Source organism: Virgibacillus alimentarius (genome assembly GCF_000709085.1).
In the GTDB taxonomy this organism is placed as follows: Bacteria; Bacillota; Bacilli; order Bacillales; family Amphibacillaceae; genus Virgibacillus_B; species Virgibacillus_B alimentarius.
This window is the reverse complement of sequence record NZ_JFBD01000086.1, coordinates 1-21,909: the sequence shown is the minus strand read 5'-3', so window position 1 is coordinate 21,909 and position 21,909 is coordinate 1. Positions and strand designations below refer to the sequence as shown.

Genomic DNA, 21,909 nt, shown 5'->3' with positions numbered 1-21,909 from the left:
GAGAAAATGTGTCCAAAATTTGGGGGTTAATCCGAGGCTCATTCTTGGACTTATCAAGAGTTTCTTCATGAACTATTAAGTCATGAAGAAAACAATAGAGAAAAGAAAATGATAGAAAAACATCTTAAATGGGCAAAGTTTCCTTACCAGAAAAGTTTAGATGAATTTGATCTTCATGAACAACGCTCATTGAGTTCTAAACAGCTTAAACAGCTTCAAGAGCTTACGTGGCTAGAGCAAACTTTTAACCTAGTATTCTTAGGTCCTCCCGGAGTAGGGAAAACCCATCTTGCCATTGGCCTAGGCTTAGAAGCTATACAAAATGGGCTTCGTGTGTCGTTTGTACCCATGGGGGAATTAATTCCCTTTCTAAAAACTGAAGAATACTTAAGAAAGGCCCAAATACAATTGAATCGTCTTAGAAAAGCTGATTTGGTTATTATTGATGATTTGATGTATATGGCAATGGATCAGCACGAGGCTAATCTATTCTTTCATCTGATTAATCACCTGTACGAACGAAGTTCTATCTTATTAACTTCCAACAAAGGACCTGAGGATTGGGGTGAATTACTCGGAAACCAAGGCATTACGACAGCCATATTAGACCGATTATTGCATCGCTCAGAAGTCATTCATCTGAATGGCGAAAGCCATCGTATTAAATATAGAGAATCAGTATTTCAAGCGAAAAGTGTTCAAAATTAATGAGCAAAAAGTGTTCAATTATACTTGACGGTTACATCCTTCTGTTTCCGGTTGTTTTTTCTTTTTTATCGTTGGACTGATACCCCAAATGCGTATTCATTTCACCCTTGAGCATGGATTCAAACATCGATCCAAATATCTCTTTCAGTGCATTTTGCATATCTTCAACTGATTCTGGCTGATACTCTTCAATAATCTTTTTGGCTAATTCTTCGGAGTTAGGATTTCTTTTTGGCTTTACCACGAAAATCACTCCTTTAATCTATTATTTATATTCTACCAAATAAAAAACTGTGTGAGTAAGAACCGTACGCATTCTTACTTACACAGTTAATATTACACTCCCGGGTGGTTCAACATTTAATTGCGAAGTGGTTCACTTTTCACTTGCGAAATACATACCCATTACTCCGTTGGAAAATAAAATCCTCATCATGAAAGTCTTCAATCCCAGTTCGATATTTCATTTTATGACGGTCATTTGATCTCACTAATTGTTTTAACATTTTCATAATAGATTCATCCATATCAATGATTCTTGATCTGTTTGTTTTGGTTGTATCAGGCATATATTCTTTCATATTATTTTTTTCACTGTAAAGAGTTTTACTAATTCTTATTGTGTTTTTGTTAAAATCTAAATCGGATTTTTTCAGAGCAACTAGTTCACCAGGACGCATCCCAGAAAAGGCTAATGTGAAAAACCACTCTTTATCTAAATCCAAACCAACAGTCAAAACAGCATTTAAGAATTTATCTAATTCCTCGCTTTCAAAATAAGAATACTTAATGCTGTTTTTGTTTTCTTCTAAGTCTTTTATCGATACTTTTTTTTAGGGATAATGACATCTTCACGAGGATTTTCCTTTATTAAATTATTTCGTTTAGCATACTTGAAAATCATATTCGCACAAGTATTAACTCCACTAATAGTTGTTCTTGCGTAACCACGTTTATCCAAATCAATAAGCAAATTTTGATACATATAGTGAGTGATATCTGTAATTGGTACTTTCGAAAGATACTCATTCAATAAATTTTTTCTGGGATTCTTATACTTCCTCTTTTCACCTAGATGAGATATTTGAAGCGGCGCAGGACTATATGGCTGAGCGCGCACCGCCAAGTACACGATTCGAAGCGTCTTGTACATTCGATATTGTTGGTGTTGATCATTTAAAGTAGGCGATTGAGTTTTTTGGTAACTCTGAACACGGTAAATTGAGATTCGTGACAAAGTTTCCACATGTAGATCATCTGTTGGGTGCAGATTATCAAGGAAAGACCCGTTTTCGTTTCAGTATTAACGATGATTATATAATTAAGTGCTTTGAGCCGGACACAGGTAGGCTTCATGAACGGATTGAAGCATCTGTAAAAGTCGTCGAGGCAGGGTACCCACTCGGTTTTATCGTTGCCCCGGTCTACATTCATGATGGATGGAAAGAGGGCTATTATGAAATGTTTGAAAAATTGGAAGCATCCTTGCCTGCATTTGCAAGGAAAGATTTAACCTTCGAAATGATTCAGCACCGTTTTACGAAGCCTGCAAAAAGAGTGATTCAGGAAAACTATTCAATGATAAAGCTGGAACTCGATGAATCGAAGCGAAAAACCAAATGGGGCCGTGACGATATTTATAAGTATGTGTATCAAGATGAAGAACAAAAAGATATCAAAGAAACCATCGGCGGTTATATCCATCACTTTTTTCCGGAAGCGAAGATTGATTACTTTACGTGATAGCTTTTTGAGTAAATAAAAATCAAAAAACAGGAGGGACAGTTCCAACATCATATAAAAATATAACTGTCCCTTTAAAGGTAGCTTGCAATTATTTGAGTAATATCATATAATGATATTTAATAATTCTGAACATACTGACCAGTAGGTTTTTGTACATTACTCTTTTTAATAAGATCCTAACGATAAAAATAAATTCTTTATATCCGTTATCTAGTGCAGTATTAAACAAAAAGTAACAGGTATAAATGTAAGCGACTTCAATATAATTTATGGGGAGGGAAATATAATTAATAAAGTGTGGTTGAAGCAATACGCTGAAAATATTAAACAAGAGGTGGAAATACCTGATAAATCGGTATCAGCTATGTTTCAGGACAATATTGCAACTTACGCAAATCACAAAGCTATTTCATTTTACGGGAAGGAATTCACTTATCAGGAACTAGGACAACAAGTAGCTGCCTTTGCATCTGCATTGCAATCAGAAGGATTGAAAAAGGGTGGGCGTGTCGGGTTGATGCTTCCAAATTGCCCACAATACGTCATTAGTTATTATGGTGTATTGCAGGCTGGAGGAATCGTTGTGCAAATTAATCCGATGCTTGTTGGCAAAGGGTTGCAGCATATATTGACTGACTCGGCTGTAGATACTCTCGTTATTTATGAACCATTGCTTCCTGTTTTAAACCAAGTGATGAAGAATACATCCATCAAAAAAATCATCAAAGTGAATTTGGAAGGAAACGAGACAGATACTGATGAGGCTGTTGGCTTTATCCAGTTTATAAAGAAAGCGAAAAAGTCACCTGAACCTGTGGAGGTCGATCCATTCGAAGATGTGGCTGTTTTACAATACACCGGTGGAACGACAGGACGTTCCAAAGGAGCCATGCTGACCCATTCCAATATTCTGGCAAATGTCATTCAGACATATGAATATTTGCAGGATAAAATCACACTTGGAAAGGATCGTTATCTTACTGTCATCCCACTGTTTCATGTCTTTGGAATGACTGCTTGCATGAATCTCTCTATATATACAGGAGCTATGAGTATTATGCTGCCTAAATTTGACATCGATGAGGTACTGCAGACAATCAAAGATTTAAAGCCCTCTGCATTCCCGGGAGTGCCGACAATGTATATCGCCATCACAAACCATCCAAAAGCAGAAAAGTACGGCCTGGACAGTATTCGTCTCTGTAATTCCGGCAGTGCCCCAATGCCTGTGGAGTTATTGAGGAATTTCGAGAAAAAGACCGGTGCAACAATCGTGGAAGGATATGGGCTTTCTGAAAGCTCCCCCATCACACATTGTAATCCGCCATTTTCAACTCGAAAACCTGGCAGTGTTGGGATTGGTATTCCATCTACAGAATACAAAGTAGTGGATCTGGAAGAAGGAACGAAAGAACTGCCAACAGGTGAAACAGGGGAATTGATCATCAGGGGACCGCAAGTGATGAAAGGATATTGGAACATGCCGGAAGAAACGGCTCAAACCCTTCGAAATGGGTGGCTTTATACAGGTGATATTGCCTCCATTGATGAAGAGGGCTATGTGTATATCGTCGACCGAAAAAAAGATCTGATTATTGCGAGCGGCTATAACATATATCCACGTGATGTGGAAGAAATTATTTATCAGCATCCAGCAATTCAGGAAGCGGTGGTAGTTGGAATTCCTGATTCTTACCGGGGAGAGACGGTAAAAGCAGTTGTCGTATTGAAAGAAGGAAAGACTTTTACAGAAGAAGAACTGATCACTTATTGCAGGGATAATATGGCAGCCTATAAAGCGCCACATGTCATTGAATTCAGAGAAGATCTTCCGAAAACAAACGTAGGAAAAATATTACGGAGAAAAGTTAGAGAAGAAAATTTATAGACTGATTTGTTTGTGATATACGGGGCAATTTGCCTTCATTTCTTTATAAACATACCAACCGGTTAGGATGATGGAAATGGTCAAAAATATAAAACAAACAGCCGTTATTGGCGCGGGATCTATGGGACATCAGATATCAATGCTGTGTGCACTTGGAGGATTTGAGACTTACCTCCAGGATATTGAAGAGAAGTCGCTGCATAAAGCGAAGGAAACATTAACAAAACGAATGAATAAATGGATGAAACAAGGAAAAGTAAGCGAAAAAGAAAAGGACGAAGCGTTCGCGAAACTTCATTTTACAACGGATCTGAACACAGCTGTCAAAGATGCTGATTTAGTTATTGAAGCAGTGGTGGAAAAACTCGATGTAAAACGAAACGTATTTAAAGAATTAGACGCTGCGGCACCTGCCCACACCATATTGGCAACAAACAGCTCGACAATTGTCAATTCCAAAATTGCGGATGTCACATCAAGGCCTGACAAGGTGTTGAACATGCACTTTTTCTTCCCGCCGCTTGTCATGGACTGCGTGGAAGTCGTTAAAAGTGAGCAAACATCTGAAGAAACAGCACAAACAGCAATGGACTTCTTTGAACATATCGGCCGTACAGGTGTATTGCTGGATAAAGAAATTTATGGATTCATTGCGAACCGTTTATTATTTGCGCTGTCCAATGAAGCACTGTTTCTTTATGAGAACGGCTATGCCGATTACAAAGATATCGACATTATAACAAAGAAAGCATTAAGTCATCCGCTTGGCCCATTCGAATTAATGGATCTTTCCGGAATAGATGTTGGTTACTATGCCAATATGCAGCTTTATGAAGAAACAGGAAATCCAAAAGATAAACCGACAAAATCACTGGAAGAATTGATGAAGACCGGTCATCTTGGACGGAAGACAGGCAAGGGCTGGTATGACTATACGAAAGGGGCTGAGTAAGATGACAGCACTCGTTTCATATAAATCAGCTGACGGCATTGCAATTGTAATCATTGATAATCCACCAATGAACGTATTGAGTCAGCAAGTGCAGAAGAAATTAAAAGAGACAGTGACAGCGTTGGAAAAAGATGATGATATTGTCTGTGTTGTGTTGACGACGCCGGGAGACAAGGTGTTTATTGCTGGAGCGGACATCAAAGAATTTCCGAACATGATAGACAATCCCAATATGCGTGAAGATGTGATGGCAATGCATGATGTCTTGGGCAGCCTGGAAGACATGACAAAACCAACCATCATTGTGTTGGACGGTTTGACACTTGGAGGAGGCTGTGAACTTGCGCTTGCATTCGATATTCGTATAGCGGAGGAGCATACACAAATAGGGCTTCCTGAAGTTAATCTCGGCATTTTTCCAGGCGGGGGAGGAACACAACGATTGCCACGTCTTGTCGGAAGTGCCAAGGCGAAAGAAATGATGTTTACAGGAGAGCCTGTCTCATCAAGCGAAGCGGAGAAAATCGGCCTCGTCAATAAAGTTGTTTCCACAGTGAAGGATTAAATACAGCAATGGAATTAGCAGGCAAAATTGCCGGAAAATCGTTGCAATCACTGTCACGGGTTAAAAAAGCAGTTGACGAAGGGTTGGAGAGGAGTTTATCAGAAGGCATCGAAAGAGAAGCAACACTGTTTGAAGAAGTATTCCAGACAGAAGATGCGAAAGAAGGAGTGGCAGCTTTTATCGAAAAGAGGAAAGCACATTTCACTCATAAATAATATATCTACTGATTTTGATTTTGGAAAGAGAGGAAATCGATATGGATAACATGAAGACCGGGGTCGCCGGTGGTTCATTTTTAATAAAGCAAACAGACTTAGAGGACACCTTTTTTCCGGAGGATTTAACGGAAGAGCACAAAATGATCCAGCGTACGGCTCAACAATTTATCACGAAAGAAGTTCATCCCCGGAATAAAGAAATAGAAGAACAGCAAGAATTCGATGTCGTAGTGGAATTGCTGAAGAAGGCTGGCGATCTTGGGTTGCTTGCCCACAGCATCCCCAAGAAATACGGCGGTCTGGGCTTGGATAAAATCAGTAAAGGAATTGTTGGAGAAGCCCTTGGTAATGCAGGAGGATACAGTGTTGCACATTCCAATCATACATGTATCGCGACATTTCCGATTACGTATTACGGAACGCAAGCACAAAAGGAAAAGTATCTGCCAAAGCTTGCAAGCGGTGAATATATCGGTGCTTATTGCTTAACAGAACCTGAAGCAGGATCTGATGCGATGGCAGCAAGAACAACGGCTGTATTAAATGGCGCAAAAACACATTATTTATTAAATGGAACGAAAATCTATATCACAAATGCACAGTTTTCAGATACATTTATCGTTTATGCCAAAGTGGACGGTGAACACTTCACAGCGTTTGTCGTTGAAAAGGACTTTCCAGGGTTATCTCTTGGGCCTGAAGAGAAAAAGATGGGAATCAGAGGGTCTTCGACTCGTTCTGTTATTTTTGAAGATTGTGAGGTTCCTGTTGACAATGTCATCGGCGAAATAGGAAAAGGGCATATTGTTGCCTTTACGGTGTTGAATTTAGGTAGATTTAATCTGGGTTCTGCATGTACAGGCGGAGCTAAATACGCGTTTAAGCAAACCATCAGACATGTCAGGGAACGAAAGCAATTTCATCAGACATTAGCAGATTTTGGTGCAACCAAAGAAAAGATAGCCAAGATGGCTGCTCGTCTCTATGCGGCAGAATCCATTCAATATCGAACTTCTTATTTATTGGAGGAATCGCTTGCAGGATTGGATCAGAAAGAGGATGCCTGTCTGGTCAGAACAGGTATGTCTGAATATGCGATGGAATGTGCCATATGTAAAGTGTACGGTTCTGAAACGCTGGACTATCTGGCAGATGAGGGTGTACAGCTGCATGGCGGTGTCGGGTTTATCAGTGAATATCCAATTGAACAGATTTACCGTGATTCCCGGATTAACCGGATTTTCGAAGGGACAAACGAAGTGAATCGTCTTCTATTGACTGGAGAGTTCTTAAAGAAATCCATGAAGGGTTTGCTTCCGTATGAAGAAGCGGTCAAAAGTGCTTTTGGCCAGTTAGTAAAAGAATCTACAAACACGACAGAGGAGTTAGTCGAAGATTTGAGAGCACTTTATCTTGTCATGGCTGAATTTGCCCGAAGAAAATACGGCAATGATCTTGAATCACAACAGGAAGTCCTTATGAAACTGTCAGATTTGGCCATTCATTTATACGCTTCAGAATCAGTTGTCCTGCGTACAGAAAAGAGTACTCAAAATAAAGCATTGAAAAAACAATTACGGGATACAGTCCTGGAAGAAGCAGTGAATCAGACATTTCTCATTGTGAGGCAGTTGGAACAGGAGCTGTTGGAGGACGAACAAGCAATCCGTCAGCAAATTTATGCCTCTTTGACGTCGCATTCTTTCTCTCAATCTATTCACCGCAATCGAAATATTGCTGAGACAATGTACGAAAAGGGAGAGTATGCAGGTTAATCTTTTTTCTACACGGAAACCATTCATATTTATAAAGGAGCCAAGAAAATGGAAGTAGATGTACGTGTCAGTGAAACCGATCTGTTAGGGCATGTGAATCATGCTAACTACTTTACGTATATGGAAGAAGGAAGATTAAGTTTTTTAAAAGAATTAGGGCTGCAAGTAGAAGATGAAGGCTTCTCCATCATGCTCGCTTCCGCTAAATGTGACTTTATCAGACAAGGGTACTTTAATCAGACACTAATCGTAAACACGAAAGTGACAAGAGTGGGAAACAGCAGTTTCAACCTTGGGAGTGACATCATTGAAAAAGAAAGTGGTGAGTTGATTGCAAAGGGAGAAGTAACAATTGTGTACTTTGATGTAGCTAAACAAAAGTCGACACCTCTCAAGGAATCGTTCAGGGAGAAGTTGAACCAACATCTGGAAGCTTAATATAAATGGCGGTAATTCTGTAAAATTGGCAAACAAATATATAACAGAGGAGAAATAAATAGAATGAAAGCAATACAATTCAATGAATATGGTGGACCTGAAGTTTTGAAGCTTATCGATAAAGATATACCAGAAGTCAAAAAATATGAAGTGCTCATAAAAGTAGAAGCAATTGGTGTTAACTTTGCAGATACTGCACGAAGAGAAGGAGAATATGTGGTTCCAACTGAACTTCCATTCATCCCAGGTTCTGAAGTAGCTGGAACGGTAGAAAAAATTGGAAGTGAAGTACATCATCTCAAAGAAGGGCAGCGTGTACTTGCATCAATAGAATCGGGAGGGTATGCGGAATATGCAGCGGTAAATGAGAGAATGCTCGTTCCATTACCTGATAAGGTTTCTTTTGACGATGCTGTCGTCCTGCCTGTGCAAGGACAGAGTGCTTACCATATATTGAAGACAATGGGACGTTTGGATAAAGGAGAAACAGTTCTTGTCCACTCAGCATCAGGCGGGGTAGGCTTGCTCGCTGTACAACTGGCAAAGTTATTTGGTGCAGGAAAGGTAATTGCAACTGCCAGTACAGAGGAGAAGCGGAACCTTGCAAAAGACATGGGTGCTGATTATTTAATTGATTACACCCAGGATAACTGGGAAAACGAACTCGATACCATCACAGAAGGCAAAGGAGTAGATTTGGCACTCGAGATGGTAGGGGGAAGTGTTTTTCACAAAACAAGAAAAAGCCTGGCTGAGTTTGGCAGATTAGTTGTTTTTGGTGTTGCAAGCGGCGAACAAGTGAAATTTCATCCAACATCGTTGATGGGCAAAAACCAAGCAGTCATCGGCTTTTTCCTTCCACAGATCATGAAAAGACCGGATTTATATAAGAAAGGAATGGAAGATCTCTTGGCATATCTGGATAAGGGAGATTTAAAATTGACCATTGGCGGCACGTATGCACTTGATGAAGCGCAGAAAGTACACCAGTTTTTCCGTGACAGAAAAACAATGGGTAAAATTGTTCTTAAGCCGTAACAGCTGAACAAAAAGCAGAGCGCTTTTACCTTATCCTTGGGAGGTCATTAAATGACAGACTCTATCGAAACGGTTACTGGTACTATTCCAATAGACGAAATGGGTAAAACACTTATTCATGAGCATTTTTTGTTCGGTTATCCCGGCTTTGAAGGTGATGTGACGCTGGGGCCTTTCAAACAGGAAGAAGCAGTTGAAAATGCTGTGGCAGCGGCAAGGAATGTGATGAAATACGGGGTAAAAACGGTGGTAGCCCCCACCCCAAATGAGTGCGGAAGAAATCCGGAAGTATTGAAAAAGGTATCGGAAATTACTGGTCTGCAGATTGTCTGTGCAACCGGGTACTATTATGAAGGCGAAGGTGCTCCGCCATATTTTAAGTTTCGCCAGATGCTTGGAACGGCTGAAAAAGATATTTATGAAATGTTCATCACTGAGGTGAACGACGGGATTGCCAAGACTGGAATCCGTCCAGGAATTACCAAATTAGCCTCAAGCAAAGATGAAATCACTTCTTATGAACAGATGTTTTTTGAAGCGGCAGCACGTGTCCACCGTGAAACAGGTATTTTACTTGTGACACATACACAAGAAGGAACGATGGGACCGGAGCAGGCGGAAATGCTGATTGATTTAGGTGTAGACCCTTCAAAAATCGTCATAGGGCATATGTGCGGCAACACGGACCCGGCATATCACAAACGAACACTCGAAACAGGTGTGAAAATAGGGTTTGACCGGTTTGGAATCCAACAACTTGTCGGTACTCCAATGGATGAAGAACGGATTAATACTTTGAATGAACTCGTCAAGCAAGGCTATGAAAATCAAATTATGTTATCACATGACTCCATTAACCATTGGCTTGGAAGACCACCGGAAATGAACGAAGCAGTGGCTTCCCTGGTCAAAAATTGGCGCCCCACACATCTCTTTAAAAATATTATCCCTGAACTGAAAGCAAAAGGCATACAAGATAAGCAGATTGAAGCAATGTTTTATTTCTAAGCGGCTGCTCAGAGAAAGTTGGAATGTTTATTATAACCAGCAACTAAATATAAAAGAAGGTGGAAAAATGAAATCTGTCTTAAAGAAAAGCTGGCCGAAAGAAATATCAGAAGAGCTGAATTATCGTTTAGGTGAAAAGCCTTTACATGAGTATGTCATGCAAAATGCTGTAGATAAACCAGATCAACCAAGTTATGTGTTTTACGGCAATGAAATAACTTGGAAAGAATTAAACGATCAAACGAAACGGTTTGCACAATTTCTGAAGAATCAAGGAGTGGTGAAAGGAAGCAGAGTTGCCGTGTTCATGCAGAATTGCCCGCAGTATGTGATTGGTCATTACGCAATTCAAATGCTTGGTGCAGTTGTCATCCCGCTAAATCCTATGTATAAAGAATCAGAACTGGAATATTTCGTAAATGAAGCAGAAATCGAAGTAATTATAACAGGACAGGAACTATATGAACAGCTAAAAGATATCAGAGAAGAGTTATCATCCTTGAGCTTAGTAATCACAACAAATTATGCTGATTTTCTACCTGAGAACTCTATATTACCCCTTCCTGAAGAATTGAAAATGATAAAGCAACGCTTTCCTGACACGTTGGATATGACTGATGGAATTAGCCAGTGCGGTCCAGTTCATGCAACTGAAAATGTTGATCTATGGAATGATGTAAGTTTAATGGTTTTTACTTCCGGCACAACCGGAAGACCGAAAGCGGCCATGTTGACGTTTGGAAATGCATTGTTTAAGACAGCAGCTGGAGCACAAGGCTACAAGATGGAAAGCCAAGATGTCACGTTGGCATCTGCTCCTCTGTGTCATATTGCAGGCATGTTGATGGGATTGAATATACCTGTTTATAGCGGTCACGAGTGTGTATTGTTGACGCGTTTTGAACCTGAGACAGCTATTCAAGCGATTGAAAGGCATAAAGTGAATAAAATATATACTATCGCACCAATGAATGCCGCGATCTTGCATCATCCAGATATTGAAGATAGAGATTTATCAAGCTTAGAAATAAATATGGCAACAAGTTTTGGGATGGCTGTAGATCAAAAAATGGCCGGTGCTTGGGAAAAATTGACGGATGGGTGTTTGTTATTTGAAGCTTCTTATGGTTTAAGTGAGACACATACATTGGATACGATGATGCCAATAGATGGAGTTAAACATGGAACTTGTGGAATAGCAACGTTCGAGACAGAGATTCGTATAGTAGATTTGGACACAGGAGAAGATCTATCGCCCGGAGAACAAGGAGAAGTCGCAATTAAAAGCCCTGGAGTGTTCAAAGGATATCTCAATCGGCCTGAAGCAACCAACAGAACATTAAAGGATGGCTGGGTATTTACAGGAGATATCGGTGTGATTGATGAGCAAGGTTACTTTTATTTTGAAGGTCGCGTAAAAGAAATGATTAAATCTTCAGGTTTCAGTGTTTTTCCGGAAGATGTTGAAGCGCTTTTAAGTGAACATCCCGCTATTTATCAATCTGCTGTGATAGGTGTTCCAGCAGAAGGGAAAGGAGAACAGATAAAGGCATTTATTGTGCTGGATCCTGACTATAAAAATAAAGTTACGGAAAATGATTTAATACAGTGGGCCAAGGAAAAGATGGCAGCTTATAAATATCCACGTAAAATAGAGTTTTTAGATCAACTGCCTGTTACTTCCTCAGGCAAAGTGTTGAGAAGATTGTTGAAAGAAGAATGAGGTTTATAGACTTCATTCATGATTATTATAAAGGGGAAAAATATGGATCAAAATAATAATATGGACAGTCAAATAGAAGAGTTGATTGAACGAAGGGAAAAGGCTGATCTAAATGGCGGGCAGGAAAAAATAGACCGGCATAATAAGCTTGGTTTTTACACTGCAAGACAGCGAATTGCTAAACTTGTTGATCCAGACACATTTTTGGAATTGGGAAAATTAGCACATTCCGATCAGGCAGGTGCTGAATCCAAAAGTGCTGGAGATGGAGTCATTACTGGATTGGCGAAAGTGAACGACCGCCCTGTTGTTATTCAAGCAGCAGATAAAACCGTTTTTGCAGGTACGGAAGGAATGGTTTATTTCAGAAAAATGAAGGCGGCTCATCGCTTTGCAGTAAAGCGCGGTATCCCAATGATTAACTTGATGGAGGGCGGTGGTTTGCGCATGCCTGATGGGATGGGGGCAGATGGGATCAGTCAAATGCTTTTCCCCCAGGAGCTCTTGTTACATCAGAGGAAAGTGCCGATGATTACTGCAATATTGGGAGACAGTTTTGGCGGACCGACATGGTCGGCAGTATCGTCTGACTTTGTCACACAAGTAAAAGGAACAGCAATGGCTGTCGCCGGACCACGCATGTTGAGTGTTGCAACAGGAGAGAAAGTTTCCAATGAGGAGTTGGGTGGCTGGAAGGTCCATGCAGAGCATACCGGATAAGTAGATTCTTTTGTCGAAGATGAAGAAAGTGCATTGAAGGCTGTTAAAGATTTTCTTGATTATTTTCCATTACAGGGCAAAGATGAGCCAAATCATAAAAAGACAACTGATAATCTACATCGAATTCTGGAAGAGATTGCAGATATTGTACCAACAAGACAAAAGCGTGCTTACGATATGAAGAAAGTAATCAAGGAAATTGTGGATGATGGTGATTATTTCGAACTTAAATCACTGTATGGAAGAGCTTTAATAACTTGCCTGGCAAGAATAGATGGAAGAGTTGTCGGCATTATTGCCAATAATCCAATCATGTATGCAGGTGCAGCAGGTCCAAAAGAATGTGAAAAAGCGACAGAGTTTATTGTGCTATGTGATTCCTACAATATCCCGTTAGTCTTTTTACATGATACACCTGGATTTAGAGTTTCAAGTGAAGCTGAAAAAGCAAAAATCCCAACTAACATCATGGTTTGGAATCAGGCACTTGCACAATCAACTGTGCCGAAAATATCTATCGTAGTACGTAAAAGTATTGGCGCCGCATATGGAAATATGTGTGGACCGACGATGGGAGCAGATTTTGTAGTAGCATGGCCGACAGCAGAAATTAATTTTACAGGTCCTGAAGTTGGCATAAATGTTGTTTATGGACAAGAGCTGAAAGAAGCGGAAAATCCTGAAGAAAAGATTTCGGAACTATTGGATACTTGGAGCTTTGACAGTTCGCCATATAAAGCAGCAGGTAAATACTTGATTGATGACGTCATTGATCCAAGAGATACGAGGAAATTTCTATCCCAAACATTTGAATATATTCATGTTGGGAATAAATCAAAAAGCAATCGCAATCTAGCAAACTGGCCAACTGGTTTCTAAATAGAATTTAACAAAAAGAAATAGGTGGTTTTATGCGCTTAAATGGAAAAACAGCCATCATTACAGGAGGTGGCGGTGAAATTGGCAGGGCGACAGCACTCAGGTTCTCCGAAGAGGGTGCACAGGTTGTCGTTGCTGATATTAACGAAAAAGACGGTGTGGAGACAGTTGAATTATTAAAGAAGAACAATGGTCATGCAGTTTTCATCAAAGCAGACATGACACAGGAAAAAGATGTGGAGCATTTGGTGGAACAGGCGCTATCCCATTATGGAAAGATTGATATCTTATACAACAACGCAGGGGTCAATAGTGACGAGAAAAAAATTCCGGATGTCACCATGGAAGAATGGCAGAAAGTGATTGATATCAACCTGACTGGTACATTCCTGGGCATGAAGTATGCCATTCCGCATATGAAACCTGGCAGTTCTATTATCAATACAGCAAGTATCGCTGGAATCAAGGGCCAAAAGTTAGTTTCCGCATACTCGGCAACAAAAGGAAGTGTTATCACGTTAACAAAGACCGCTGCAACAGAATTTGGCAGACAGAACATTCGGGTGAATGCAGTAGCACCAGGAGTTATTGACACGAAAATGGTAGATGGCTGGAGAGAGATGGAGAAATGGCCTATCTTATCAACTGCAAATGTTCTCAGAAGAGTAGGACAGCCAGAAGAAGTGGCTAATACAGTACTTTTTCTTGGATCTGATGAAGCATCGTTCATCACCGGCGAAACCATTGTCATTGACGGTGGAACATTAAACATTTAAATGAAATTGAAATGTGATAAGGGAGCGATAGAAATGGGAAAAGAATCAACTGATCATTTATTAATCAACGTGGAAGATGGGATCATGCAGCTTACATTGAATCGTCCGAACAGTCTTAATGCCTTCAGTCCAGAGATGATCATTGGCTTGAAAGAAGCTATTAAAAAAGCAGGCAGCGATGAAAGTATCCGTGTTGTTACACTATCAGGTGCTGGCAGATCATTTACTGCAGGGGGGGATGTTAAGACAATGGGAACAGTCGGTGCATTGGAAACCTACGAGCATATTGGTGAGTTGAATGAGTTAATATTATCAATTAAAAATTTGGAGAAGCCAATCATTGCTTGTGTTCACGGATTTGCTGCAGGAGCAGGATTTAACCTTGCATTAGCTTGTGACATCATCCTGGCTGCGGAAGAAAGCAAATTTGCGATGAGCTTTTCTCAAGTTGGATTGGTTTCAGATGGGGGTGGCTCTTATTTCTTACCAAAATTGATAGGACCATATCTTGCGAAAGAATTATTATTCAGTGCCGAACCGATATCTGCTGATAGAGCTCATACTCTGGGAATAATCAACCATGTTTATCCAGTACATGCTTTTGAAAGAGAATGTACAGCGCTTGCTGTCCGCATTGCAAATGGCCCTTCAACAACATTTGGCTTTATAAAGAAATTGGTTGATCAATCACTTACCTCGAACCTGGAAACAATACTCGAGCAAGAACGAATCACACAGGCAACATTGGTTTCCACAGAAGATCACAAAGAAGGGGTGCAGGCGTTCAAAGAGAAACGCAAGCCAAATTTCAGAAATACAAATTAGAAGTGATTTGCGAACATACCAACTGGTAGGAATCATCATTTAGGAGGATAAAAAATGATATTTTCAGAGTCAGATAAAGTGAAAGAAATGAGTCGTAAATTAGAAGCCTTCATGGAAGAGAACGTTTATCCAAATGAGAAAGTCTATGAGCAACAGTTAGAGAAACAAAACAATAGATGGGAAGATGTTCCACCTATCATTGAAGAGTTGAAAGAGAAAGCCAAAAAAGAAGGATTATGGAATTTATTTCTGCCGGATGATAGATATGGAGCAGGATTGACGAACTTGGAGTATGCTCCGTTGTGTGAGATCATGGGGCGTTCACCTATTGCACCTGAGACTTTCAATTGTAATGCACCTGACACAGGTAATATGGAAGTGCTGGCACGCTATGGATCTGAAGAACAGAAGAAGCAGTGGCTTGAACCTTTATTGAAAGGAGATATTCGATCATGCTTTGCAATGACAGAGCCTGATGTTGCCTCAAGTGATGCAACGAATATTCAGTCAAGCATCAAAAAAGATGGCAACGAATATGTGCTGAACGGTCGGAAATGGTGGACCTCTGGTGCAGGTGACCCTCGGACAAAGCTGGCCATTTTCATGGGAAAAAGCGATCCAAATGCTGCTCGTCATGAACAACAGTCCATGATATTGGTTCCAATGGATGCTCCTGGTGTCAAAGTAGAGAGAATGCTTCCTGTATTTGGTTATGACAGTGCTCCTCACGGCCATGCTGAAGTCACTTTCACGGATGTCAGGGTGCCGGCTTCCAATATGATATGGGGCGAAGGAAAAGGATTTGCAATTGCACAGGGACGGCTTGGACCTGGAAGAATTCACCACTGTATGCGGTTGATTGGAGCTGCGGAACGGGCGCTTGAATATATGTGTAAACGTGTGCGGGAAAGAACAGCTTTCGGCAGTCCTATTGCAGAGCATGGCGTCGTACAAAATTGGATAGCAGAGTCAAGAACAGAAATAGAGCAGGCACGTCTATTGACCTTAAAGGCTGCACATATGATGGACACAGTCGGCAATAAAGAAGCAAAAACAGAAATTGCGATGATAAAGGTCATTGCCCCGAACGTTGCTACTCATGTGATTGACCGTGCGATTCAAGCGTTTGGTGGTGCAGGTGTGAGCGATGATTTCCCTCTTGCAAGCTTTTGGGCCAATGCAAGAACGCTTCGTATTGCAGATGGTCCTGATGAGGTGCACAACCGTCAGATTGCCAGATTGGAACTGAAGAAATACAGAAAATAATCGATGAATATAAAAATAGGAGGAATCATCATGAGTGTATTGGACTTATTTAAATTGGATGGAAAAACAGCGATTATCACCGGTGGAGGGCGTGGACTTGGCGCGCAAATTGCCGAGGCATATGCGGAAGCAGGAGCAAATATTGTTGTATGTTCGAGGAAACTGGAAGCATGTGAAGAAATGAGTAAAAAGCTGAAGGAAAAAGGTGTCGACTCACTTGCGTTCAAATGTGATGTGACAAATCCAGAGGATATCAAGCATGTCGTTAAGCAAACGAAGGAGCATTTAGGAAGCATTGATATTCTCGTCAATAACAGTGGTGCTACATGGGGAGCCCCAGTTGAAGATATGCCGCATGATACCTGGGAAAAGGTCATGAATGTGAATATCAACGGAACATTTTACATGAGTCAGGAAGTCGGCAAAGTGATGATTGAACAAAAATCAGGAAAAATCATCAATATTTCTTCGATTGCTGGATTCGGCGGGACGCATCCTTTCATGCAAACGATTGGCTATAATACAAGTAAAGGTGCGGTCATGACTTTCACACAGGATTTAGCAGCAAAATGGGGACAGCATAACATTAATGTGAACGCAATCGCACCAGGATTTTTCCCTACGAAGATGTCCAAAGTATTGATTGAACAGGGGAAGGATTACATTATGCAGAGCACACCGCTTGGCAGGCTTGGGAATGATTCTGATTTAAAAGGTGCTGCTTTATTCCTGGCGTCGAAAGCTTCTGATTATGTGACAGGAGATATTTTGACCGTTGACGGCGGTGCACATGCCATCTAGATGTAAAGAATTGGTTTGATGCTTGTGTTTGTGATACGTTATAGCTAGAAAAAAATCAATACAGAACGGGCGGAGAACAATATGATCAAAGAAGAAATCACAAAACACAGCATACAGCTATTTGAAAAAAAAGGATTCAGCCAGACATCCATCCAGGATATTGTGGATGTTTTGGATGTGACAAAGGGAACGTTCTACTATTACTTTTCATCCAAAGAGCAATTGCTTATGGATATTCATTTACAATATATCGATAACTTGTTATCACGGCAGCAAATGATTTTTGACAACACATCCTTAACTAATAAAGAAAAGTTGGAAGAAGTAATTTTGATGCTGATTAAAGATATTAAAGAGAGAGGTTCCAGTGGACGTGTGTTTTTCCGAGAGATTCGTCATTTGAACAATATGAATATTAGCAAGGTGAAAGAGAAGCGGAATAATTTCAGGCTTCGAATTGAAGAGGTCGTGCAAGAAGGGATCAAAACTAAAGAGTTTCAATCAGACCTGCCGGCAGATATGATCGCTTTCGGTATTTTGGGTGTAACGAATTACAGCTATAATTGGTTTAACCCCAACGGTGATGTCAGCCCGGAAGAGTTGGCAGAAATATTTTCCAAAATGATCTTGAATGGAATTGTTTCAGGATAAGAAGAACGGTTAAAGCATCAGCAAAAAGATTTATCTGAAGCATTCCATTGAAATTGCCGATAGGCGAAGATCTCTGTCTTTTACATACTGACTGGAAGGTATGTCACGATAAAATCGTTCGTCTAGGGCAGATGATTCACTTATCGAAATAAATTCAGAACTGGAGTGAATGTACAAATGAGCAAAAATTATCAAGATACCATTCCTGTCAGAGAGGGAGAAGAGCTTGCTCCTGATAAGCTGAAAGCATTTTTAAATGAAAATTTGAAGGAGATTCCTGAAGGAGAACTTGTCATCGAACAATTCGGTGCAGGTCATTCCAATTTAACATATTTATTGAAAATTGAAGATTGGGAAGCTGTGCTCCGCAGACCGCCGTTGGGCCCTGTGGCACCAAAAGCACATGATATGGAGCGGGAATATACGATTTTAAAGCATTTGCATCCTGTTTATTCGACAGCACCAAAGCCATATATCTTTTCAGATGATGAATCCATTGTAGGGAGCCCGTTTTTTATTATGGAACGAAGAAAAGGAATCTTTCTTGATACGGATTTTCCATCAGATATAACTTATGACAAAGAAATGGGGAAACAAATATCCAGTTTGATGGTCGATAAACTCGTTGAACTGCACAATGTAGATTACAAAAAAACAAAACTTGTAAATTTAGCTAAACCAGACGGCTTTATGGAACGCCAGGTGATGGGATGGATCAAACGTTATGAACGTGCAAAAACAGATGAAGTCGATGTGGTCGAGGAACTAAAGACATATCTTAAAAACAGTGTGCCTGTTTCTCCTGAGCCAACCGTCATTCATTATGATTATAAGTTGAATAATGCGTTATTTTCGAAAGACTTTAAAGAAATGACAGGATTATTCGATTGGGAAATGACGACAATTGGGGATCCGCTGGCAGATATTGGCGCAGCTATGAGTTATTGGATTCAGGATGTCGACCCTGAGATGTTAAAGACCGGTCTTGGTAAGCCTCCTGTTACTGTCAAAGAAGGGTTTTATACAAGAGATGAATTTCTACATGATTATTCCACGAAAAGTGGTCGTGATTTAGATAACATCGATTTTTATTTAACTTTCGCTTATTTTAAACTTGCAGTTATATGTCAACAAATCTATTACCGATATAAACAAGGGCAGACAAAGGATAAGCGCTTCGCTCACTTTGACCAATTTGTCAAGAACTTAATTGAACATGCATGGCAGACAATGAAATGATCGCCATGAAGAATGAAATGGGTGCTTGTTACAGATGAAAATAAACCTTTTAATGAAGAAGGAAGAAATCAATCATGAAAAAATAGATGACACAAAAATTGCTGTCGTGCTGGATATCTTGATGGCAACTACTTCTATCACAGCCGCATTAGCCGAAGGTGCTGAATGTGTAGTTCCCGTTTTAAACGAATCAGAAGCCAAAAGTGAAAAAAAGAAATATGACGATGAAGAAGTTTGTTTGGCAGGGGAGGATGGGGGGCTTGTCATAGACGGATTCCTCAACCCTGTCCCAACCTCATTGTGCCAACATGTGTCCGGTAGAAAGCTCATCTTATCCACGACGAACGGTACAATAGCTATCCGTGGTGCGGCAAAAGCCAAAACAACTTATGCTGCATCGCTGTTGAATGGTGCTGCTGTTGCTGAAGATATTGTTAATCATTACAACGGAGAAACGATTTTGATTATTTGTTCCGGTTCTTCCAATCAGTTTTGTCTGGAAGACTTCTACGGTGCGGGTTATTTCATTGAAGAGTTGACGAAGATAACTGATAAGGATCAGCTTGAACTTACTGACAGTGCAAATAGTGCGGCTTTATTTTACAATGCCTTCTCCAATCAGGCAGAATCGATTTTAAATCAATCGAAAGTAGGGCAGATGTTGGTGAAAGCAGGGTTTGAAAAAGATATTGAGTTCACATGCAAAAAGAACACAGTGGATCTTGTACCAAAGCTAAGAGGACAACGAATTATTGTTTAAGGAATGTTGAAACATTCAAAGAAATGTAAAAGAGCAGGAGGAAATAGTAATGAAAAACACAGCTCATTTTGATCATTGGCTGCCACGAGTACCTAAGACGTTGTCTGTACCCGAAACGACTTTATTTGATAATTTGCTTATGACAGTACAAAAGTATCCAAATAAAGTTGCCATTGAATATTATGGCGCATCAATGACTTATTCAGAACTTCTGGACGAAGTGGAAAAGCTGGCAGGCTATCTGGAATCGAAACTCAACATACAAAAAGGAGAAAACGTACTGTTATTTATGCAAAACTCTCCTCAGTTTATCATCAGTATGTTTGCAATCTTACGTATTCGCGCAGTGGTGGTGCCTATCAATCCGATGAGTATTACAAATGAATTGGAGTTTTTTGTGGAGGACGGAAATATTAAGCATGCTCTTATCGGGCAAGAATTGTATGAAAAAACGGCAGTGCCTTTAGTAGAAAATAAAGTGTTGGAGCAGCCAATTATTGCAGCTTATTCAGCCTATACAACCCCTGATGAAGCTCTAGGAGATATTCCGGAAGAAGCACAGATGCCAGCTAAAGACTATCCGAATGCGGTATTATGGTCTGATGTAATGAAAGCGGATACAAAGGTTTCTCCATACTCAGGAAAAAGCAGCGATATGGCAATGATTCCTTATACATCAGGTACAACCGGTATTCCAAAAGGCTGTATTCATACAAATAAGACAATCCAGGCGAATGTATACAGCGCATTCTTTTGGATGAGTTTAACTCCGGACTCTGTGCCGCTTACGACATTGCCGTTATTTCATGTAACAGGAGTCCTTCACAGTGCATTGGCACCTATTCTGGCCGGCAGTAAGATGGTTTTATTAACAAGGTGGGACAGAAATTACGCAGTGAGAGCAATAGAGAAGTTTCACTGCACAGATTGGATTAATATAAGCACGATGTTAATCGATTTTCTTTCCAACCCGGAATTGAGTCGCCATGATATATCTTCGCTGGAAGTTGTCGGAGGTGGGGGTGCACCGGTTCCAGAGGCAGTTGGCAGGCAGTTAACAGAGTTGACAGGATTGGAGTATGTGGAAGGGTATGGGTTGTCAGAAACAATGTCCCATACGCACTTCAATCCACCGCAGCGGCCAAAACTGCAATGTTTTGGTGTTCCTGCGTTTGATGTGGATGCACGTGTTATTGATCCTTCCACAGATAAAAAACTTGGTACGAATGAAGAAGGCGAATTGATTGTTAACGGTCTACAGCTTTTCAAAGGGTATTATAACCGTCCGGAAGAAACAGAAGACAGTCATATTACGATAGATGGCAAAAAGTTTTTCAGGACGGGTGATATTGTGAAAATGGATGAGGAAGGATACTTCTTCATTGTAGATCGACTGAAAAGAATGATTAACGCTTCAGGTTATAAGGTGTGGCCAACAGAAGTTGAGTCTATTCTATTTAAGCATCCTGCAATACAGCAGGCATGTGTTGTCAGAGCGCAAGATCCCAAGCGTGGTGAAACGGTGAAAGCCCTGGTTATCTTGAATGATGATTATAAAGGTAAAGTCACTGAAAAAGAAATTATTGAGTGGTCAAGGAATCAAATGGCAGCTTATAAGTATCCGAGAACAGTAGAATTCAGAGAAAGTTTCCCGACTACTGCAAGTGGGAAAGTATTATGGAAAAAACTGCAGGAAGAAGTATAGATAAGCAGAGTATTTTGAGTTCTATGTTTAAAACTGAAAAGAGACTAACTATATAAAGTCAATAGTGCTAGCGACAAAATTTAATACTATTTTTATTGGGAATTTGGACATGGCAAATAAGCTTGATGGTTAATGATTTTAAAATTAATCATCAAGCTGTGTATTTTTGTTAAACTTTAGTATTTTATAACGGTCAAAATATTACGTATAAACAACTTCTTTATATAA

17 protein-coding genes and 5 pseudogenes are annotated in these 21,909 nt (G+C 40.2%); 19 read left to right on the top strand and 3 right to left on the bottom strand.

The window, feature by feature from the left end; all coding sequences use genetic code 11:
* Window positions 1-30 precede the first annotated feature (30 nt).
* Window positions 31-708, top strand: a pseudogene (gene istB / locus GZ63_RS0113145) (IS21-like element helper ATPase IstB); the annotation flags it as partial.
* A 37-nt stretch (window positions 709-745) separates the two neighbouring features.
* On the opposite strand, the pseudogene GZ63_RS0113140 reads toward istB, so the two are convergent.
* The 3 genes and pseudogenes from GZ63_RS0113140 to GZ63_RS18625 form a co-directional block, all read right to left on the bottom strand.
* Window positions 746-952: pseudogene (locus GZ63_RS0113140) on the bottom strand (IS256 family transposase); the annotation flags it as partial.
* A 139-nt stretch (window positions 953-1,091) separates the two neighbouring features.
* The gene (locus GZ63_RS16845; protein WP_226374421.1) at window positions 1,092-1,499 is read right to left on the bottom strand and encodes a tyrosine-type recombinase/integrase; all 408 of its coding nucleotides are present in this window, start codon (window positions 1,497-1,499) and stop codon (window positions 1,092-1,094) included.
* A 26-nt stretch (window positions 1,500-1,525) separates the two neighbouring features.
* A complete protein-coding gene (locus tag GZ63_RS18625) occupies window positions 1,526-1,741 on the bottom strand; it encodes a phage integrase SAM-like domain-containing protein (RefSeq protein ID WP_051681498.1) in 216 nt (71 codons plus the stop codon).
* A 35-nt stretch (window positions 1,742-1,776) separates the two neighbouring features.
* Between GZ63_RS18625 and GZ63_RS16840 the strand changes: the two are divergent.
* From GZ63_RS16840 to GZ63_RS0113045, 18 genes and pseudogenes are all read left to right on the top strand, one after another.
* Window positions 1,777-2,451: pseudogene (locus GZ63_RS16840) on the top strand (spore photoproduct lyase family protein); the annotation flags it as partial.
* Between the two features lie 286 nt (window positions 2,452-2,737).
* On the top strand, window positions 2,738-4,342 hold the full coding sequence (locus GZ63_RS0113125) for a long-chain-fatty-acid--CoA ligase (protein WP_029270290.1): 1,605 nt from the start codon (window positions 2,738-2,740) through the stop codon (window positions 4,340-4,342).
* Window positions 4,343-4,412: 70 nt separating this feature from the next.
* Complete coding sequence (locus tag GZ63_RS0113120) at window positions 4,413-5,294, top strand: 3-hydroxyacyl-CoA dehydrogenase family protein (protein ID WP_029270288.1); 882 nt, start codon at window positions 4,413-4,415, stop codon at window positions 5,292-5,294.
* A 1-nt stretch (window position 5,295) separates the two neighbouring features.
* A pseudogene (locus GZ63_RS16835) lies at window positions 5,296-6,074 on the top strand (enoyl-CoA hydratase/isomerase family protein).
* A 41-nt stretch (window positions 6,075-6,115) separates the two neighbouring features.
* Window positions 6,116-7,852 carry an acyl-CoA dehydrogenase family protein gene (locus tag GZ63_RS0113110; RefSeq protein WP_029270286.1) on the top strand — a complete coding sequence of 579 codons (1,737 nt, stop codon included), beginning with the start codon at window positions 6,116-6,118 and terminating at the stop codon, window positions 7,850-7,852.
* A 48-nt stretch (window positions 7,853-7,900) separates the two neighbouring features.
* Window positions 7,901-8,290: an acyl-CoA thioesterase gene (locus tag GZ63_RS0113105; RefSeq protein ID WP_029270284.1), complete on the top strand. Its 390-nt coding sequence runs from the start codon at window positions 7,901-7,903 to the stop codon at window positions 8,288-8,290.
* Between the two features lie 63 nt (window positions 8,291-8,353).
* Window positions 8,354-9,328: a quinone oxidoreductase family protein gene (locus GZ63_RS0113100; RefSeq protein ID WP_029270282.1), complete on the top strand. Its 975-nt coding sequence runs from the start codon at window positions 8,354-8,356 to the stop codon at window positions 9,326-9,328.
* A gap of 51 nt (window positions 9,329-9,379) precedes the next feature.
* Window positions 9,380-10,336 (top strand): phosphotriesterase family protein, encoded by a 957-nt coding sequence (locus GZ63_RS0113095; protein ID WP_029270280.1) that lies wholly within the window; start codon window positions 9,380-9,382, stop codon window positions 10,334-10,336.
* 67 nt (window positions 10,337-10,403) lie between these two features.
* Window positions 10,404-12,059, top strand: a complete 1,656-nt coding sequence (locus GZ63_RS0113090) for an AMP-binding protein (protein ID WP_029270277.1) — start codon at window positions 10,404-10,406, stop codon at window positions 12,057-12,059.
* A 60-nt stretch (window positions 12,060-12,119) separates the two neighbouring features.
* A pseudogene (locus GZ63_RS16830) lies at window positions 12,120-13,658 on the top strand (acyl-CoA carboxylase subunit beta).
* A 32-nt stretch (window positions 13,659-13,690) separates the two neighbouring features.
* Window positions 13,691-14,434, top strand: a complete 744-nt coding sequence (locus GZ63_RS0113080; protein ID WP_029270275.1) for an SDR family NAD(P)-dependent oxidoreductase — start codon at window positions 13,691-13,693, stop codon at window positions 14,432-14,434.
* Between the two features lie 33 nt (window positions 14,435-14,467).
* A complete protein-coding gene (locus GZ63_RS0113075) occupies window positions 14,468-15,259 on the top strand; it encodes an enoyl-CoA hydratase/isomerase family protein (RefSeq protein ID WP_029270273.1) in 792 nt (263 codons plus the stop codon).
* A gap of 54 nt (window positions 15,260-15,313) precedes the next feature.
* Window positions 15,314-16,525, top strand: coding sequence for an acyl-CoA dehydrogenase family protein (locus GZ63_RS0113070; protein ID WP_029270271.1), 1,212 nt, complete (start codon window positions 15,314-15,316; stop codon window positions 16,523-16,525).
* Between the two features lie 30 nt (window positions 16,526-16,555).
* The gene (locus tag GZ63_RS0113065) at window positions 16,556-17,326 is read left to right on the top strand and encodes an SDR family oxidoreductase (RefSeq protein ID WP_029270269.1); all 771 of its coding nucleotides are present in this window, start codon (window positions 16,556-16,558) and stop codon (window positions 17,324-17,326) included.
* A gap of 81 nt (window positions 17,327-17,407) precedes the next feature.
* A complete protein-coding gene (locus GZ63_RS0113060; protein WP_226981365.1) occupies window positions 17,408-17,977 on the top strand; it encodes a TetR/AcrR family transcriptional regulator in 570 nt (189 codons plus the stop codon).
* A 177-nt stretch (window positions 17,978-18,154) separates the two neighbouring features.
* Entirely contained in the window at window positions 18,155-19,216 is a 1,062-nt protein-coding gene (locus GZ63_RS0113055; RefSeq protein ID WP_029270265.1) for a phosphotransferase family protein, read from the top strand.
* 34 nt (window positions 19,217-19,250) lie between these two features.
* The gene (locus GZ63_RS0113050) at window positions 19,251-19,976 is read left to right on the top strand and encodes a 2-phosphosulfolactate phosphatase (RefSeq protein ID WP_029270263.1); all 726 of its coding nucleotides are present in this window, start codon (window positions 19,251-19,253) and stop codon (window positions 19,974-19,976) included.
* A 49-nt stretch (window positions 19,977-20,025) separates the two neighbouring features.
* Window positions 20,026-21,681 carry a long-chain-fatty-acid--CoA ligase gene (locus tag GZ63_RS0113045; protein WP_029270261.1) on the top strand — a complete coding sequence of 552 codons (1,656 nt, stop codon included), beginning with the start codon at window positions 20,026-20,028 and terminating at the stop codon, window positions 21,679-21,681.
* The last annotated feature ends 228 nt before the right edge of the window (window positions 21,682-21,909 follow it).

Bases quoted from the DNA above. Each gene is read 5' to 3' on its own strand.
- GZ63_RS0113120 (WP_029270288.1), top strand. From the start codon at position 4,413: ATGGAAATGGTCAAAAATATAAAACAAACAGCCGTTATTGGCGCGGGA.
- GZ63_RS0113110 (WP_029270286.1), top strand. From the start codon at position 6,116: ATGGATAACATGAAGACCGGGGTCGCCGGTGGTTCATTTTTAATAAAG.
- GZ63_RS0113105 (WP_029270284.1), top strand. From the start codon at position 7,901: ATGGAAGTAGATGTACGTGTCAGTGAAACCGATCTGTTAGGGCATGTG.
- GZ63_RS0113100 (WP_029270282.1), top strand. From the start codon at position 8,354: ATGAAAGCAATACAATTCAATGAATATGGTGGACCTGAAGTTTTGAAG.
- GZ63_RS0113095 (WP_029270280.1), top strand. From the start codon at position 9,380: ATGACAGACTCTATCGAAACGGTTACTGGTACTATTCCAATAGACGAA.
- GZ63_RS0113090 (WP_029270277.1), top strand. From the start codon at position 10,404: ATGAAATCTGTCTTAAAGAAAAGCTGGCCGAAAGAAATATCAGAAGAG.
- GZ63_RS0113080 (WP_029270275.1), top strand. From the start codon at position 13,691: ATGCGCTTAAATGGAAAAACAGCCATCATTACAGGAGGTGGCGGTGAA.
- GZ63_RS0113075 (WP_029270273.1), top strand. From the start codon at position 14,468: ATGGGAAAAGAATCAACTGATCATTTATTAATCAACGTGGAAGATGGG.
- GZ63_RS0113070 (WP_029270271.1), top strand. From the start codon at position 15,314: ATGATATTTTCAGAGTCAGATAAAGTGAAAGAAATGAGTCGTAAATTA.
- GZ63_RS0113065 (WP_029270269.1), top strand. From the start codon at position 16,556: ATGAGTGTATTGGACTTATTTAAATTGGATGGAAAAACAGCGATTATC.
- GZ63_RS0113060 (WP_226981365.1), top strand. From the start codon at position 17,408: ATGATCAAAGAAGAAATCACAAAACACAGCATACAGCTATTTGAAAAA.
- GZ63_RS0113055 (WP_029270265.1), top strand. From the start codon at position 18,155: ATGAGCAAAAATTATCAAGATACCATTCCTGTCAGAGAGGGAGAAGAG.
- GZ63_RS0113050 (WP_029270263.1), top strand. From the start codon at position 19,251: ATGAAAATAAACCTTTTAATGAAGAAGGAAGAAATCAATCATGAAAAA.
- GZ63_RS0113045 (WP_029270261.1), top strand. From the start codon at position 20,026: ATGAAAAACACAGCTCATTTTGATCATTGGCTGCCACGAGTACCTAAG.